Origin of the sequence: Homoserinibacter sp. YIM 151385 (assembly GCF_027912415.1) — a bacterium.
Taxonomy (GTDB): domain Bacteria; phylum Actinomycetota; class Actinomycetes; order Actinomycetales; family Microbacteriaceae; genus Schumannella.
Genome location: NZ_CP115175.1, coordinates 2,840,129 through 2,855,061 on the forward strand (window position 1 = coordinate 2,840,129; position 14,933 = coordinate 2,855,061).

The window sequence follows — 14,933 nt, forward strand, 5'->3', positions numbered from 1 at the left end:
GTCGCCGGGGGCCGGGCCGAGCCCGCCCCTCGCATCCGCGGCTTGACGCAAAGTGCTTTGCATTGCAAAGTAGGTGCATGACCGGACCGAGCGACGTGCAGCACGACGAGCAGCCCCTCGACCCCGCCGCCGCGCTCGCCATCATCGAGGGCGAGCGGCGCAGCGCCACCCGCAGCGCCATCCGGCAGGTGCCCGTCTACTACTACGTGTGGGGCGGCGCGTGGCTCGTCGGCTACCTCGTCCTCTGGGCGTCTTGGCGCGAGTCGGGCGCGCCCGTCCACATCCCCGGCGTCGTCGCCGTGCCCGTCTTCGCCGCGCTCATCATCGCGGGCGTCGTCGTCTCGATGGTCGTCGGCATCCGCTCGAACCGGGGGATGCGCGGGCAGTCGAGCTTCGTCGGCATGGTCTACGGGTGGTCCTGGACGATCCTCGGCGTCGGCGCCGCCGCGATCGGCATGGCGCTCATCCGGAACGGCATGCCGCCGGAGCTCGCGGCCCTCTACTTCCCGAGCGCCTACGCCCTCGTGCTCGCGGCGCTCTATCTCGCCGGCGCCATGCTCTGGGGCTCCATCGACCAGCTCGTGATCGCCGTCGTCGTCGCGATCGCGGGCTCCGTGAGCCCCTTCTTCGGCGCCCCCGCCAACTACCTCGCGATGGCGCTCATCGCCGGCGGCGCCCTCCTCGCCGGCGGCGTCGTCGCGAGCATCAGGATGCGGCGGCTGGCGTGAGCGAGCTCGATCCGGTCATCCACGCGGCCGCCCGGCTGCGGATCACGGCGGCGCTCGCGGCGATCGGCGAGGGCGACCGGATCGCGTTCCCGCGGCTGCAGGAGCAGCTCGCCATGACCGCCGGCAACCTCTCGACGCACCTCCGCAAGCTCGAGGACGCCGGCTACGTCGAGGTCGAGAAGGCCCACCGGGGCCGCAGCCCCGTCACCTACCTCGCGCTGAGCCGCCGCGGCCGGCGCGCCTTCGAGTCCTACGCCGAGCAGCTGCGCGCCGTGCTCGGCGGAGAGGGGAGCCCCGCATGACCGAGCAGCCGCTCGTCCGCCTCGACCGGGTCTCGCGCCGCTTCGGCGCGCTGACCGCCGTCGACGACGTCAGCCTCGAGATCGGCCCCGGCCGCATCGTCGGGCTCCTCGGCCCGAACGGCGCCGGGAAGTCGACCCTCCTCGGCCTCGTGCAGGGGCTGCGGCGCCCGAGCTCGGGCGAGGTCCGGCTCTTCGGGGGCGACCCCCGGGATGCCGCGAGCCGCCGGCGGCTCGGCTCGACCCCGCAGGAGACGGCGCTGCCGCCGACGCTCCGGGTCGGCGAGGTCATCGAGCTGGTCGCCGCCCATTTCGAGGACCGCGCCCCGGCGGGCGAGCTCGCCGAGGAGTTCGGGCTCCGGGAGCTCCTCCGCCGGCAGACGGGCTCGCTCTCGGGCGGGCAGCAGCGCCGGCTCAGCGTCGCCCTCGCCTTCGCGGGCCGCCCGCGGCTCGTGCTCCTCGACGAGCCGACGACGGGCCTCGACGTGGATGCGCGCCGCACGCTGTGGGCGGCGATCCGTCGGCAGCACGAGGCCGGCGCGACCGTCGTCCTCACGAGCCACTACCTCGAGGAGATCGAGGCGCTCGCGGAGCGGGTCGTCGTGACGGGGCAGGGCCGGGTGCTCGCGGACGATGCGCTCGGGGGCGTCCTCGCCCGCGTCGGCGCGAGCCGCATCCGGCTCCGGATCGAGCGGCCCGAGGCCGTCGCGGCGCTCGCCGCGCTGCCGGGCGTCGCCCGGGTCGAGCCCGACGGCGAGGGGCGCGTGTCGCTCACGGCCCCCGACGCGGATGCCGCGGTGCGCGCCCTCGTCCGCTCCGGCATCCCGTTCTCCGGGATCGAGGTGCGCGGCGCGAGCCTCGAGGAGGCCTTTCTCGACCTGACCGACGCGCGGCCCGCGCCGCGCCCCGACCACGAGGCGGCCTGACATGCCCACGACCCTCGCCCTCGCGGGCGTCCACGCCCGCGCGAACCTGCTCGAGACGCTCCGCATCCCGATCGCCGTCATCGGCACCGCGGTCTTCCCGGCGCTCGCGCTCGTCTTCTTCGTGGTGCCGAACGCGGAGCGCATGGGGCCCGCCGCGGCGACGCAGGCCGTCATCTCGCTCGCCGTCTTCTCGCTCTGCGTCGGGAGCCTGTTCAACTTCGGCCTCACGATCGCGGAGGCCCGGGAGAAGCCGTGGGATCCGTACCTGCGCACGCTCCCCGCCTCGGGGGCGGCTCGCATCCTCGGGCACCTCGTCGCGACGGGCGGGCTGAGCCTCGTGTCGCTCGTGCCGCTCATCGCGATCGGCGCGCTGCTGACGCCCGCTGAGGCGGAGCTCTGGCGGATCGCGCTGGGCCTCGGCGTGCTCGCGCTCGCCTCCCTGCCCTTCATGCTCATGGGGGTGGCGATCGGGTTCTCGATGCCCGTGAAGGCGGCGATCGCCGTCATCCAGGTGCTGTTCTTCGCGCTCGCCTTCGGCGGCGGGCTCTTCGTGCCGCCGGCCGCGTTCCCGGCCTGGCTCGACGCGATCTCGCACGCGCTGCCGACGCGGCACGCGCGGGAGGTCGTGATCTGGGCCGTGCAGGGCGGCGAGGCGCCGCTGTGGGCGCTGCTCGGCTCGCTCGCCTGGACGCTCGGGCTCGGGATCCTGTCGCTCCTGCTGTTCCGCCGCGACGAGGGGCGCCGCTTCCGGTAGCCCGCGTCTCGCGCCACGCGGGTGTCCGGCCCGGATACGCTTCCGGACGCGCCTGTGGAGAATCCGGCCTCCCCGCCCCGTTCTGAGAAGATGTCGGGCATGGATATCCGCGAGGTCGCCCGACGCAGCGGAGTCTCGATGGCGACCGTGTCCCGCGCGCTCAACAACCGCTCGGAGGTCAGCGCCGCGACCCGCGAGAAGGTCGTCCGGATCGCCGACGAGCTCGGCTACCGGCCCAACGCCAGCGCCCGCGCCCTCGTCCGCCGCCGCTCCGATACGATCGGCCTCATCTGGGGCACCGACTACGTGCACATCGGCCGCCGTCAGCCCTTCCTGCTCGACGTGCTCGTCGGCATCAAGGTCGCCCTCGACTCCGCGGGCGCCCACCTCGCGATCCTCTCGACGGGCGGCGACGAGCAGGACTTCGTGCGCGCCGCGCGCGAGCACACGATCGGCGGCGTCGTCGTCATGGGCGTCGACTCCGCGCACCCTGGCGTCGCCTCGCTGCTGTCGGAGCGCCTTCCGAGCGTCGCCTTCGACGTGCCGATGCTCGGCCCGAGCGCCCGCTACGTCACGAGCGACAACCGCGGCGGCGCGGGGGCCGCGGTCGACCACCTCCACGAGCTCGGGCACCGCCGCATCGCGACGATCGCGGGCCCCGCGGGCATGCACGCGAGCGACGAGCGCCTCCAGGGCTTCGCGGATCGCGCGGCCGGCCTGGGCCTCGCGCTCGGCGAGGGCGCGGTCCAGTACGGCGACTTCTTCCTCCAGAGCGGCTACGACGCGATGCGCCGGCTGCTCGAGCTGCCGGAGCGCCCGACGGGCGTCGTCGTCCAGGGCGACGAGATGGCGATCGGCGCGCTCCACGCCATCGCGGACGCGGGGCTCCAGGCGCCGCGGGACATCTCGATCGTCGGCTTCGACGACATCGAGTCGGCGGCGCTCGTCCGACCCGCCCTCACGACCATCGCGCAGGACGACGTGGCGATCGGCGCGGCGATCCTCGACGAGCTGCGCGCGCTCATGGACCGCGGCGACGGCGAGGAGGGCGTGCCCGAGGCGCGTCTGCTGCCGACGAGCCTCGTGGTCCGCGAGTCGACGGGTCCCGCGCCCGCCTGAGCATCGCCTCCGAATCCTGACCCCCGTTCGGGGGGCCCTGTTGTACGCTCGCGTTGAAAACGTTTCCGGGATGGCGGTCGAGCGCCGGCATCCCGGAGGCGACGACGAGGAGGTCACCCCATGCAAGGACGCACCCTGCGCCGCACCGCCGCCATCGCCGCGGCCGCCGGCATCGCGCTGCTCGTGCCGTTCGGCGCCACCGCCGCCGCGAGCGCCGAGGAGGCCGTGCCGGCCTCGGCACCCGCCCCGCCCGGCGGCTTCACCCGCGTGTTCCTCGACGACTTCGACGGCCCCGCCGGCAGCGGCATCGACCGCGGCAACTGGATCCACCAGATCGGCCACAGCTATCCGGGCGGCGAGCCGAACTGGGGCACGGGCGAGATCGCCTCCCATACCGACTCGACCGAGAACGTGGCGCTCGACGGCCAGGGCAACCTCACCATCACCCCGCGCAAGCAGGCCGACGGGAGCTGGACCTCGGGCCGCATCGAGACGCAGCGCACCGATTTCGCGGCGCCCGCGGGCGGCGTGCTCCGCGTCGAGGCGAGCATCAAGCAGCCCGATGTGACCGACGCGAACGGCATGGGCTACTGGCCCGCCTTCTGGATGCTGGGCGACGCGGCTCGACCCGTCGGCGCCACCAACTGGCCCGGCATCGGCGAGATCGACATCCTCGAGTCTGTCAACGGGCGGCCCTCGCACTTCGGCGCCATGCACTGCGGTGTCGCGCCCGGCGGCCCGTGCAACGAGTTCACGGGCCTCACGAGCGGCGAGCAGAGCTGCGACGGATGCCGCCAGAGCTTCTCGAGCTACGCCGTCGAGTACGACCGCTCGACCGCCGTCGAGGAGATCCGCTGGTATCGCGACGGCGTCAACTACTTCACCGTCCGCGCCGACCAGGTCGATCAGCAGACGTGGGACAGCGCGACGAAGCACGGCTACTTCGTGATCCTCAACGTCGCGATGGGCGGGGGCTTCCCGGGCGCCTTCGGGGGCGCGCTCCCGAACGACCAGACCGAGCCGGGTCATCCGATGGTCGTCGACTACGTGCAGGTGTCGACGCGCGGCTGAGCTCGGCGGCGGGCGTGCGGGGACCGTAGGCTGGAGCCATGACGGTCCCCGCACTCCAGCTCAACGACGGCACCGAGATCCCGCAGCTCGGCGTCGGCGTCTTCAAGGTCGACCCGGGCGAGACGGAGCGCATCGTCGCCGACGCGCTCGAGCTCGGCTACCGGCACATCGACACCGCCGCGATCTACGGCAACGAGGAGGGCGTCGGCCGCGCGATCGCCGCCTCCGGCATCCCCCGCGAGCAGCTCTTCATCACGACGAAGCTCTGGAACGACGACCAGCCCGCCGCCGCGGAGGCCATGGACCGCAGCCTCGAGAAGCTGGGCCTCGACCACGTCGACCTGTACCTCATCCACTGGCCCGTCGCGCAGCGCGAGACCTACCTCGGCGCCTGGCTCGCGATGGAGGAGCTCAAGGCCGCCGGCCGCACGCGATCCATCGGCGTCTCGAACTTCCAGGTGCCGCACCTCGAGCTCATCATGAAGGAGAGCTCGACGACGCCCGCCGTCAACCAGGTCGAGCTGCATCCCGCCTTCCAGCAGCGCGAGCTCCGCGCCTTCCAGGAGCCGCTCGGCGTCCGCACCGAGGCCTGGGGTCCGCTCGGCCAGGGCAAGTACGAGCTCTTCGCGCAGCCGGCGGTCGCGGATGCGGCGGCGGCCCTCGGCGTCTCGCCGGCCCAGGTGGTCATCCGCTGGCACCTCGAGCGCGGCATCATCGTGTTCCCGAAGTCGAACTCCCGCGAGCGCATGGCCCAGAACTTCGACGTCTTCGGCTTCGAGCTCGACGAGGCGCAGCTCGCGGCGCTCGACGCGCTCGACCAGGGCAAGCGCGTCGGCTCGCACCCGGACGAGGTGAGCTGAGCCGGAGGCCGTTGCCAGCCGGCCCACGGTCTCGGCGGGCGGCTAGCGCTCGTCGAGGACGACGCGCTCGCCGAGCGGTGTCGCGACGTAGACCGCGCTGCCGGCGAAGGCGCGCTCGACGTCCTCGCGCGACTCCGTGAAGTGCGCCCAGCCGTCCGTGTGGACGACCGCCGCCCGGCTCGCGCGCAGGACCTCGGCGGCGCGCACGGCCTCCTCGGCGGTCAGCGTCAGCGTGCCGTCGATGCGCGGCACGCGCGCCCCGCCCCCGAAGAGCACCGCGACGTCGATCGGGCCGAAGCGCTCCGCGATCTGGCCGACGAGGGGGAGCGAGGCGTTGTCGCCCGAGACGTAGACGGTCGGGGCGTCGGGCGCCTCGAGCACGAAGCCGACGACCGGCCCGACGAAGCGCTCCGAGCCGCTCGGGCCGTGGAGCGCCGGCACGACCGTGATCGTGATCGAGCCGAGCGCCTGCGACTCCCAGTCGTCGAGGCCGACGACGCTGCCGCCCCAGAGATCGCTCGCCGCCTCGCGCGTCGAGAGCGTCGAGACACCCGTCGCGAGGAGCTCGAGGCCCTCCCAGTCGAGGTTGTCCTTGTGCCCGTGGTGCGAGAGGAGCACGAGATCCACCGGTCCCAGCTCGCCGCGCGAGATCGCCGGACCCGCCGTCTTGACGAGCGTCGTGGAACCCGACTCGGCGTACTCCTGCGGCGCATCGAAGGTCGGATCGGTCACGATGCGGAGCCCGGCCCACTCGAGGAGCACGGTCGGTCCGCCCACCAGCGTCACGGCTGTCGTCGACATGGTCCGAGCCTAGGGGGCGCGATCGGGCGCTCGCTGTGCGCCGTCCACGATGCCCGGCCGGCTCACACCGTGACGAGGGGTGCGCCCGGCACCGCCGCCCACTCCTCGAGCGAGCCGTCGTAGACCGAGACCGCCTCCTCGCCCGCGGCGACCAGTGCGAGGGCGGCCGCGCAGGCCGCGACCCCCGAGGTGCAGTACGCGATGATGCGACCGCCGGTGCGGGCGGGGGCGAGCACGGCATCCCGTGCCTCGCCGACGTGCAGGCGCCCGGACTCGCGGTCGCGGAGGGCGGCGAGCGGGATCGAGACGCTGCCGGGGATGTGCCCGGGGCGCGCCGCGGCGGCGCGCTCCCCGCGGTATTCGGCGGCGGGCGCCGCGCACACGAGCGAGCCGGGCGCGTCGCCGGCCGAGACCGCCTCGACCTCCTCGCGCCGCGCCCACAGCTCGGGCCTCGGCGCGGTGGCGAGCACCGCGGGCGAGGGCTCGACGTGCCCGGTCTCGAGCGGCCGCTGCTCGCGCCGCCAGCGCTCGAGCCCGCCGTCGAGCACGGCGGCCCGCTCGTGTCCGGCGGAGCGGAGCAGCCACCACAGCCGCGCCGCCCACTGGCCGTGCGCGTCGTCGTACACGACGACCGCCGATTCCTCGTGCACGCCGAGCGCGCCGAGGGCCAGCGCGAGCGCCTCGGGAGCCGGGCGCGTGAAGCGGAGCGGGGATGCGGCATCCGACAGCCCGCCGAGGAGGTCGGCGAACACGGCGCCCGGGAGGTGGCCGTCGACGACGTGGGCCTCGGCGCCGCTCGCGAGCGAGGGCCGGCCCTCGGCGTCGGGGGAGACCTGCACGGTCGCGTCGAGCACGAGGAGTCCTCGGGCCCCGAGGTGGTCCGCGAGCCACTGCGTCGAGACGAGGGGCGCGGTCGCGGGGAGGAGGATCTCGGCGCTCATGCGCCCCAGGGTAGACCGCTCGGTCGACGCTCGCCCGGTCGCCGACACACGGCGTCACCCGCTCGCCCTAGGCTCGACGGGTGAGCGCGATCGGATACCTCGGCTTCGCGACCCCGCTCCGGATGGCGAGCGCCGGGTCGATCGTCGCGATCCCCATCCTGGCGGTGCAGCAGCTCGACGACGTCGCGCTCGGCGGCCTCCTCGCGGGGATGTCGCTCGCGCCCGCCGTACTCGTCGCGCCGCTCGCGGGGGCGTGGCTCGACCGCGCCCGCAGCCCGCGCACGATCATGCTCGCGAGCGCCGCCGCGATGGCGGCCGGCTACGCCGTCGGCGCCTTCCTCGGGATCGTGCCCGTGCCGCTCGTCGCCCTCGCGCTCCTGCTCGCGGGCATCTCGGCGCCCTTCGTCATGGGCGGGCTCTCGAGCTTCGTGACGGAGGAGATCCCCGACGAGCGGCGCGCCTACGCGGACGACGCCCTGTCGTACAACATCGCCTCGGTCGTGGGGCCGGCGATCGTGTCGCTCGCGATCTCGCTCGGCTCCGCGCGGGCCGCGCTGCTGCTCATGGCGGCGGTGTCGGCCCTCGGCGCCCTCGGGCTGCTCGGGGTGCGGCTGCGCGCCCGCGAGGCGGAGGTGCCGCACCTCGGGCGGTCGATCGCGGCGGGGGCGCGGTATCTCGCGACGCACCGTCCCATCGCGCTCGTCACGGCATCCGGCACGCTCAGCCAGGTCGGCGGCGGCGCGGCGCCGATCGCGGCCGTCGCGCTCTCCCTCGAGCGCGCCGGGACGCCGGATCAGGGCGCCTGGATCGTGACCGCCTTCGCGATCGGCGGGCTGCTCGGCGCGCTCGGCAGCGCCGTGCGCCGCTGGACGAGCCGCTCGCCGGTCTGGGTGATGGGGGCGGGCTTCGCGGCGACGGGCGCCCTCCTCGCCCTCGCAGCCTGGGATCTCGGGATGCCGTGGACGATCGGCGTGTCGGGCGCCGCCGGCATCTTCACGGCGGCGTCGACGGCGGCGATGCTGCGGCTCCGCAAGCAGCAGAGCCCGCTCGCGCTGCGCTCGCAGGTGTTCACGGTCGGCTCGGGGCTCCGGGCGACGGCCGCGGCGGTGGGCGCCGCGATCGCGGGCGTCGGCGCGGGGCTGCCGGCCGGCCTCCTCATCGGCGCCGTCGGCGTCGTCTGGATCGCCTCGGGCGCGCTGCTGCTCGCCTACCCGCGCGACGCCGCCCCCGTCGAGGACTGACCTCGGGAGACGTCGGTTTCTCCGCATCCGCTCGGGAGATGTCGGTTTCTCCGCATTCGCACGGGAGACGTCGGTTTCTCCGCATCCGCACTGAGGATCCTCGGTGCGGAAGCGGAGAAACTCACATCCAGGGTCAGCGGAGGGTCTTGCGGCTCGTGATCTGGCCGGTGTCGAAGCCGAGCAGGTGCAGACCGCCGTGGAAGCGCGCGTGCTCGACCTTGATGCAGCGGTCCATGACGACGGTGAGGCCCCTCGCCTCCGCGTCGTAGGCCGCCTCCTCGTTCCAGATGCCGAGCTGGATCCAGATGGTCGTCGCGCCGATCGCGACGACCTCGTCGACGACCGAGGGGATGTCGGAGGCGCGGCGGAAGACGTCGACGATATCCGGGACGACCGGCAGCTCGGCGAGCGAGCGGTACACCCTCTGGCCCAGGATCTCGTCGGCGTTCGGGTTCACGAAGTACAGCTCGTAGTCGCTCGACTGCTGCAGATAGGTGGACACGAAGAAGGAGGAGCGCGCCGGATTCGGCGAGGCGCCGACGATCGCCACCGTCTTCGCCTTCCGGAGGATCTGGAGGCGCTCCTTCGCGCTCGGCCCGACCCAGGTGCGCTGCGAGCGGAGCAGCTTCGCGAGCGGCGAGCTCGCCGGGAGCTCGCAGGTGAGCCCGTTCTGCAGCTGCGTGGTCTGCGTCGCCCCGTCGGGCGCGGTGCCGGTCGTCGCGGTCATGCCCCCATCATCCCTTGAGCGCGGCGTCGAGCGCCTGGTCGAGGTCGTACACGATGTCGTCCGGGTCCTCGATGCCGACCGAGAGGCGCACGAGGCCGGGGTCGATGCCGGCATCCCGCAGCTGCTGCTCGGTGAGCTGTGCGTGCGTCGTCGAGCCCGGGTGGATGACGAGGGTCTTCGCGTCGCCGATGTTCGCGAGGTGTGAGGCGAGGTCGACCGACTCGATGAAGCGCTGGCCGACCTCGCGCCCGCCCTTCACCCCGAAGGAGAAGACCGAGCCGGGGCCCTTGGGGAGGTACTTCGCGGCGCGGTCGTGGTGCGCGTGCGAGGGGAGGCCGGCCCAGTTGACGTACTCGACCCGGTCGTCCTGCTCGAGCCACTCGGCGACGATCCTCGCGTTGTCGACGTGCGCCTGCATGCGGAACGGCAGCGTCTCGACGCCCTGCGCGAGCAGGAACGCCGAGTGCGGCGCGAGCACCGGCCCGATGTCGCGGAGCTGCTCGGCGCGCAGCCGCGTGAGGAAGGCGTACTCGCCGAAGTTGCCGTGCCAGTTGAGGCCGCCGTAGTGGGGGACCGTCTCGTCGAAGAGCGGGAAGCGCTCGCTCGCCCAGTGGAATCGGCCCGACTCGACGACGACGCCGCCGAGGGTCGTGCCGTGCCCGCCGAGGAACTTCGTCGCCGAGTGGATGACGACATCCGCGCCCCACTCGATGGGGCGGTTGAGGTAGGGGGTCGCGATCGTCGAGTCGACGATGAGGGGGATGCCGGCGGCGTGCGCGACATCGGCCAGGCCCTCGAGGTCGGCGACCTCGCCGGAGGGGTTCGCGACCGTCTCGACGAAGAGCAGCTTCGTCTTCTCGGTGATCGCGGCGGCGTAGTCGGCGGGCTCGGAGGAGGAGACGAAGGTCGTCTCGACGCCGAAGCGGCGCAGCGTCACATCCAGCTGGGTCACGGTGCCGCCGTAGAGGGAGGCGCTCGCGACGATGTGGTCGCCGGCGCCCGCGAGGGCGGCGAAGGTGATGAACTCGGCGCCGAGGCCGGAGGCGGTCGCGACGGCCCCGAGTCCGCCCTCGAGGGAGGCGATGCGCTCCTCGAAGCTCGCGACGGTCGGGTTCGAGACGCGGCTGTAGATGTTGCCGTACTTCTGGAGGGCGAAGCGGGCCGCCGCATCCTCGGTGCCGTCGAAGACGAAGGCGCTCGACTGGTAGATGGGGAGGGCACGGGCGCCCGTCACCTGGTCGGGGATGTTGCCGGCGTGGATCGCGCGCGTGCGGAATCCGTACTCTCGATCAGCCATGTGCCCAGGCTATCGGCGGCGGCGCAGGGCTCCCGCCCCGCCGTCACGCGGCGCAACGTGCGGCCGGCGCCGCTAGATCCAGCTGCGGAGCCAGTAGTGGCTGCGCAGCAGCTCGAGCGGGATCGTCCACCCGGTCCACATCGGCAGGAAGTACAGCGTCATGAGCAGGCACAGGCCGAGGAAGACGCCGACCGTCCAGAGCGCCGGCACCCGCCGTGCGCTCCGGTCGCGCGCCGAGCCCAGGAGGACCCCGATCGCCGCCGTCAGCCCGATCAGCAGGAAGGGCTCGTAGGCGATCGAGTAGAACTGGAACATCGTGCGGTGCGGGTACAGGAGCCACGGCGCCCAGCCGGCGAGGAGGCCGAGCAGCGCGAAGCCGACGGGCAGCTCGCGGCGCAGCGCGAAGCGCACCACGAGGAACACCATCGCCGCCGTCGCCGCCCACCAGATGAGCGGGTTCGCGATGCCCGTGATGGTCTGCGCCGTGCCGTCGCCGAGATCCGAGTAGTACATGCTCGTCGGCCGCGCCTGGAACGGCCAGAGGATGGCGGGGCTCTCATAGCCGTGGGGCGACGACTCGCGGATGTGGTAGCCGTAGATGCTCGACTGGTAGCGCCACCAGCTCTGCAGCGGGCCCGGCACCCAGGCGAGGAGTCCCTCCCAGGGCCGGCCCGCCTCCCCGGCGACGCCGTCGCGGCCGTAGCCGCCGCGGGTCGCGAACCAGCCCGTCCAGCTCGCGAGGTGGACGGCCGCGGCGATCGGGACGCTGAGGAGGAAGCTCACGGGCGCCTGCTTGAAGATCGTGCCGCTCGCCCAGAAGGCGACCCCGGCGCGGCGCCGGTCGACCGCGTCCATCACGAGCGTCGCGACGGCGAACACGGCGAGGAAGTAGAGACCGCTCCACTTCACGGAGGCCGCGGCGCCGAAGGCCGCGCCCGCGGCGAGGAGCCAGGGCCGCCACCAGAGCGCGGGACCCCAGTCGACGTGACGTCCGGCCCCCGCGCGCGCGAGCATCCAGCGGTCGAGGCGCTCGCGCGCCCACGCCCGGTCGCGGAGCACGAGGTACGCGCCGAGCAGCGCGAAGAGCGCGAGCACGGTGTCGAGCAGCGCGACCCGGCTCATGACGATCGCGCTGCCCTCGATCGCGAGGAGCCCGCCCGCGACGACCGTCAGCAGGGTCGAGCGGAAGACGCGGTGCGCCGTGAGCATCGTGAGCGCGACGAGGAGGATGCCGCAGATCGCGACGCCGATCCGCCACCCGAAGGGGTCGCCGCCGCCCGTGGCGAGCATCCCGAGCGCGATGATCCACTTGCCGAGGGGCGGGTGGGCGATGAAGCTGCCCTCGGTCGTGAAGCCGCTCGGGTCGCCGGCCGCGAAGCCCGCGTCGGCGTCGTCCGGCCAGGCGGCCTCGTAGCCGAGGTGCGCGAGGGTCCAGGCGTCCTTCACGTAGTAGGTCTCGTCGAAGACGAGCTGCTGCGGGTGCGCGAGCCCGACGAGCCGCGTGAGCGCGGCGACGAGCAGCACGAGCGCCGGCCCGCCCCAGCGCCAGGCGCGCGCGAGACGCGGGTCCGACATCCAGCGCGCCCAGGCGCGGTCGAGGCGCGAGCCGAGCGCGGTCCGGGTGGATGCCGGTTCGGCCGGGTCGGGAGCCTCGGCCCCGGCGCGGGGCCGCTCGGGGGCGCCCACGACCTCGTCGAAGCCCGGGCGATCGCTCACGGCGCCATGCTAGCCGCCGCGGCCCCGTCGACCGCTGGCAGGATGGCCGGGTGATCATCCTCGCGGCGACGCCCATCGGCAACCTCGGCGACGCGAGCCGCCGGCTCGTCGAGGCCCTCGAGGGCGCGGAGGCGGTCGCGGCGGAGGACACCCGCATCGCGGTCAAGCTGATGCGCGGGCTCGGGATCGAGAACCGGCCGCGGCTGATCGCCCTCCACGAGCACAACGAGCGCGAGCGCTCGGCGGAGCTCGTCGAGCTGGCGCGCGAGGCCGACCTCCTGGTGCTCACGGACGCGGGGATGCCGGCCGTGAGCGACCCCGGCTACGAGCTCGTGCGCGCGGCCGTCGCGGCCGAGGTGACGGTGACCGCGCTGCCCGGCCCGAGCGCGGTCGTCACGGCGCTCGCGCTGAGCGGCCTCCCCACCGACCGCTTCTGCTTCGAGGGCTTCCTGCCCCGCCGGGGTCGCGCCGCGGTGCTCGGGGCGCTCGCCGCGGAGACCCGCACGCTCGTCTTCTTCGAGTCGCCGCACCGGATCGGCGACTCGCTCCGGGCGCTCGCGGAGGCCTTCGGGCCGGAGCGCCGGGCCGCGGTCTGCCGCGAGCTGACGAAGCTCCACGAGGAGGTGGCCCGCGGCACGCTCGCCGAGCTCGCGGCGCGATTCGCGGAGGGCGCGCGCGGCGAGATCGCGCTCGTCGTCGAGGGGGCGCCCGCGCGTGCCGCCGACGAAGGTGCGGCCGTCGAGGAGGTCCTCGCCCTCGCCGCCTCGGGCGAGCGCCTCAAGGACGCCGCCGCCCGCGTCGCCGCCGCCACCGGCCTCTCGAAGCGCGACCTCTACGAGTCGGCCCTCCGCCGGCGCTGACCCGCCGTCCCGGGCCCGAGCCCGGTCTGCGGTCACGCCCCGTCGGCCAGGATGGCGTCCACCTCGATCTCGACGAGCGTCGTCGCCCCGGCCAGCGCCTGCACGCCGACCGTCGCGGTGACCGGCCGGATGCCGCCGAAGACCTCGCCGTGCACGGCGCCGACCGCGTCGAAGTCGCGCTCGAGATCGGTCAGGTAGACGCGGGTCCGCACGACATCGGCGAGCGTCGCGTCGGCACGCTCGAGCGCGGTCGCGATCCGCGCGATGATCTCGCGAGTCTGCTCCTCGGCGGTGTCGCCGACGCCGCCGGAGGTCGTGCCGGCGACCATGACGAACCGGCCGACGCGCACGGCGCGCGAGTATCCGAGCACGGGCTCGCGGGGCGAGCCCGACGAGATGTTCATGCGCTCGCCGCCGCTCACGACGCGACCTCGACCCCGGGGGCACGACGTTCGGCGGTGCGCCGCCACCACGGACTGCGCGCCGGCTCGAGGTCGGTCGGGGTCGCCGCCCGGCGCTCGCCGACCGCGACGCGGGCGCCCGCGAGCTCGGCGACTCGCTCCGCGATCCCGAGCGAGGCCGACAGGCCGGTGGAGCGGATCGCCGCGACGTTGATGAGCCGCGCATCGGCCGTCGAGGTCTCGATGATGTAGTTCGCGTCGCGGCCGGCGGGGCGCAGGCCCGCGTAGCTCGCGACCGGCGTGAGCCCCTCGAGCGCCGGGAGCTGCGCGAAGGCCTTCGGCAGGATCTCGGCGGCGGCGGCCGGCCGGACGCTCCAGTCGTCCTTGTCGTCCTGATCGTGCGCCGTGGGTCCGGCGACGACCCGGCCGTCGAGCGTCGGGAAGACGAGCACGCCCTTGGTGCGCGGTGTCGGCACGGGCAGGAGGATGTGGTCGAGCAGGGTGCCGCCGGGCAGCTCGAACACGAAGAACTCGCCCTTGCGGGCGTAGATCTCGAACGATGCGTCCCCGATCATGCGGGCGATGTCGTCGGCGCGCAGCCCCGCGGCGTTGACGACGAGCTCGCACTCGATCACCGCACCGTCGGCGAGCCTGACGTGCAGGCGCGATCCCGCATCCTCCATCCCGACGACGCGCGCGGCGGTCCTCACGACGGCGCCGGCGGCCTCGGCCGACGCGACGAGCGCGCGCGTGTACGCGACGGGGTCCGTGACGTGCTCGCCCGGCACGAGCAGCGCGCCGTCCGAGGCGCGGATCTCGACGTCGACGCCGTTGCGCGTCGCGTTGTCCGCGAGCGCCCGCACGGTCTCGTGATCCGAGTCGCGCTTGGGCACGAGCCGTGCGCCCGCGTGCATGACGGGCACGCCGAGCGCGCGCATGACGGCGGGACGCAGCTCGGCCGAGCGCAGGATCATCGCCGTCTCGAGCTCCCCGGGCGTCGAATCGAAGCCCGTGTGCAGGATGCCGGAGTTCGTGCCGCTCGCGGCGTAGGCGACGTCGGGTTCGGCCTCGATGAGCATGGCGTCGACGCCGCGGTGAGCGAGCTCGTGCAGCACGGCCGCGCCCACGACGCCGCCGCCGATGACGACGATCTGCGCGGAGCTGGTCGGGGTGGTCATGGTCCTCCTCGGAG

16 protein-coding genes are annotated in these 14,933 nt (G+C 74.1%); 9 read left to right on the forward strand and 7 right to left on the reverse strand.

The features are described from left to right. Positions 1-77: 77 nt before the first annotated feature. From OF852_RS13785 to OF852_RS13815, 7 genes are all read left to right on the forward strand, one after another. Positions 78-728, forward strand: coding sequence for a hypothetical protein (locus tag OF852_RS13785; RefSeq protein WP_271119729.1), 651 nt, complete (start codon positions 78-80; stop codon positions 726-728). Continuing rightward, positions 725-1,030, forward strand: a complete 306-nt coding sequence (locus OF852_RS13790; protein WP_271119730.1) for a transcriptional regulator — start codon at positions 725-727, stop codon at positions 1,028-1,030. The genes OF852_RS13785 and OF852_RS13790 overlap by 4 nt, the downstream gene beginning before the upstream one ends. Then, a complete protein-coding gene (locus OF852_RS13795; RefSeq protein ID WP_271119731.1) occupies positions 1,027-1,953 on the forward strand; it encodes an ABC transporter ATP-binding protein in 927 nt (308 codons plus the stop codon). Before OF852_RS13790 ends, OF852_RS13795 begins: the two co-directional genes overlap by 4 nt. A 1-nt stretch (position 1,954) precedes the next feature. After that, positions 1,955-2,707, forward strand: a complete 753-nt coding sequence (locus OF852_RS13800) for an ABC transporter permease (protein WP_271119732.1) — start codon at positions 1,955-1,957, stop codon at positions 2,705-2,707. A 138-nt stretch (positions 2,708-2,845) separates the two neighbouring features. Beyond that, positions 2,846-3,826: a LacI family DNA-binding transcriptional regulator gene (locus OF852_RS13805; RefSeq protein WP_271119733.1), complete on the forward strand. Its 981-nt coding sequence runs from the start codon at positions 2,846-2,848 to the stop codon at positions 3,824-3,826. 120 nt (positions 3,827-3,946) lie between these two features. Then, positions 3,947-4,897 carry a glycoside hydrolase family 16 protein gene (locus OF852_RS13810; protein ID WP_271119734.1) on the forward strand — a complete coding sequence of 317 codons (951 nt, stop codon included), beginning with the start codon at positions 3,947-3,949 and terminating at the stop codon, positions 4,895-4,897. A 38-nt stretch (positions 4,898-4,935) separates the two neighbouring features. Further along, entirely contained in the window at positions 4,936-5,757 is an 822-nt protein-coding gene (locus OF852_RS13815; protein ID WP_271119735.1) for an aldo/keto reductase, read from the forward strand. A 42-nt stretch (positions 5,758-5,799) separates the two neighbouring features. On the opposite strand, the gene OF852_RS13820 is transcribed toward OF852_RS13815, so the two are convergent. After that, entirely contained in the window at positions 5,800-6,558 is a 759-nt protein-coding gene (locus OF852_RS13820; protein WP_271119736.1) for an MBL fold metallo-hydrolase, read from the reverse strand. A gap of 62 nt (positions 6,559-6,620) precedes the next feature. Then, positions 6,621-7,499, reverse strand: a complete 879-nt coding sequence (locus OF852_RS13825) for a sulfurtransferase (RefSeq protein ID WP_271119737.1) — start codon at positions 7,497-7,499, stop codon at positions 6,621-6,623. An 80-nt stretch (positions 7,500-7,579) separates the two neighbouring features. Between OF852_RS13825 and OF852_RS13830 the strand changes: the two genes are divergently transcribed. Beyond that, positions 7,580-8,740, forward strand: coding sequence for an MFS transporter (locus OF852_RS13830; protein WP_271119738.1), 1,161 nt, complete (start codon positions 7,580-7,582; stop codon positions 8,738-8,740). A 133-nt stretch (positions 8,741-8,873) separates the two neighbouring features. Here the strand turns inward: OF852_RS13830 and OF852_RS13835 are convergent, their stop codons facing one another. From OF852_RS13835 to OF852_RS13845, 3 genes are all read right to left on the reverse strand, one after another. After that, positions 8,874-9,467 carry a CoA-binding protein gene (locus tag OF852_RS13835; protein ID WP_271119739.1) on the reverse strand — a complete coding sequence of 198 codons (594 nt, stop codon included), beginning with the start codon at positions 9,465-9,467 and terminating at the stop codon, positions 8,874-8,876. A gap of 7 nt (positions 9,468-9,474) precedes the next feature. Next, entirely contained in the window at positions 9,475-10,764 is a 1,290-nt protein-coding gene (locus OF852_RS13840; protein WP_271119740.1) for an O-acetylhomoserine aminocarboxypropyltransferase/cysteine synthase family protein, read from the reverse strand. Positions 10,765-10,836: 72 nt separating this feature from the next. Next, complete coding sequence (locus OF852_RS13845) at positions 10,837-12,480, reverse strand: dolichyl-phosphate-mannose--protein mannosyltransferase (protein WP_271119741.1); 1,644 nt, start codon at positions 12,478-12,480, stop codon at positions 10,837-10,839. A gap of 50 nt (positions 12,481-12,530) precedes the next feature. Here OF852_RS13845 and rsmI point away from each other — a divergent pair, with 50 nt between their 5' ends. Beyond that, a complete protein-coding gene (gene rsmI, locus OF852_RS13850) occupies positions 12,531-13,340 on the forward strand; it encodes a 16S rRNA (cytidine(1402)-2'-O)-methyltransferase (RefSeq protein ID WP_271119742.1) in 810 nt (269 codons plus the stop codon). A 32-nt stretch (positions 13,341-13,372) separates the two neighbouring features. On the opposite strand, the gene OF852_RS13855 is transcribed toward rsmI, so the two are convergent. Both OF852_RS13855 and OF852_RS13860 read right to left on the reverse strand, forming a co-directional pair. Beyond that, positions 13,373-13,762, reverse strand: coding sequence for a Rid family hydrolase (locus OF852_RS13855; protein WP_271119743.1), 390 nt, complete (start codon positions 13,760-13,762; stop codon positions 13,373-13,375). After that, positions 13,759-14,919, reverse strand: a complete 1,161-nt coding sequence (locus tag OF852_RS13860) for an NAD(P)/FAD-dependent oxidoreductase (protein WP_271119744.1) — start codon at positions 14,917-14,919, stop codon at positions 13,759-13,761. Before OF852_RS13860 ends, OF852_RS13855 begins: the two co-directional genes overlap by 4 nt. Positions 14,920-14,933: the final 14 nt, after the last annotated feature.

What these genes read in the sequence shown, in the direction of transcription:
- OF852_RS13785 (WP_271119729.1), top strand. Translation starts at nt 78, where the DNA reads ATGACCGGACCGAGCGACGTGCAGCACGACGAGCAGCCCCTCGACCCC.
- OF852_RS13795 (WP_271119731.1), top strand. Translation starts at nt 1,027, where the DNA reads ATGACCGAGCAGCCGCTCGTCCGCCTCGACCGGGTCTCGCGCCGCTTC.
- OF852_RS13800 (WP_271119732.1), top strand. Translation starts at nt 1,955, where the DNA reads ATGCCCACGACCCTCGCCCTCGCGGGCGTCCACGCCCGCGCGAACCTG.
- OF852_RS13805 (WP_271119733.1), top strand. Translation starts at nt 2,846, where the DNA reads ATGGCGACCGTGTCCCGCGCGCTCAACAACCGCTCGGAGGTCAGCGCC.
- OF852_RS13810 (WP_271119734.1), top strand. Translation starts at nt 3,947, where the DNA reads ATGCAAGGACGCACCCTGCGCCGCACCGCCGCCATCGCCGCGGCCGCC.
- OF852_RS13815 (WP_271119735.1), top strand. Translation starts at nt 4,936, where the DNA reads ATGACGGTCCCCGCACTCCAGCTCAACGACGGCACCGAGATCCCGCAG.
- OF852_RS13820 (WP_271119736.1), bottom strand. Translation starts at nt 6,558, where the DNA reads ATGTCGACGACAGCCGTGACGCTGGTGGGCGGACCGACCGTGCTCCTC.
- OF852_RS13825 (WP_271119737.1), bottom strand. Translation starts at nt 7,499, where the DNA reads ATGAGCGCCGAGATCCTCCTCCCCGCGACCGCGCCCCTCGTCTCGACG.
- OF852_RS13835 (WP_271119739.1), bottom strand. Translation starts at nt 9,467, where the DNA reads ATGACCGCGACGACCGGCACCGCGCCCGACGGGGCGACGCAGACCACG.
- OF852_RS13840 (WP_271119740.1), bottom strand. Translation starts at nt 10,764, where the DNA reads ATGGCTGATCGAGAGTACGGATTCCGCACGCGCGCGATCCACGCCGGC.
- OF852_RS13860 (WP_271119744.1), bottom strand. Translation starts at nt 14,919, where the DNA reads ATGACCACCCCGACCAGCTCCGCGCAGATCGTCGTCATCGGCGGCGGC.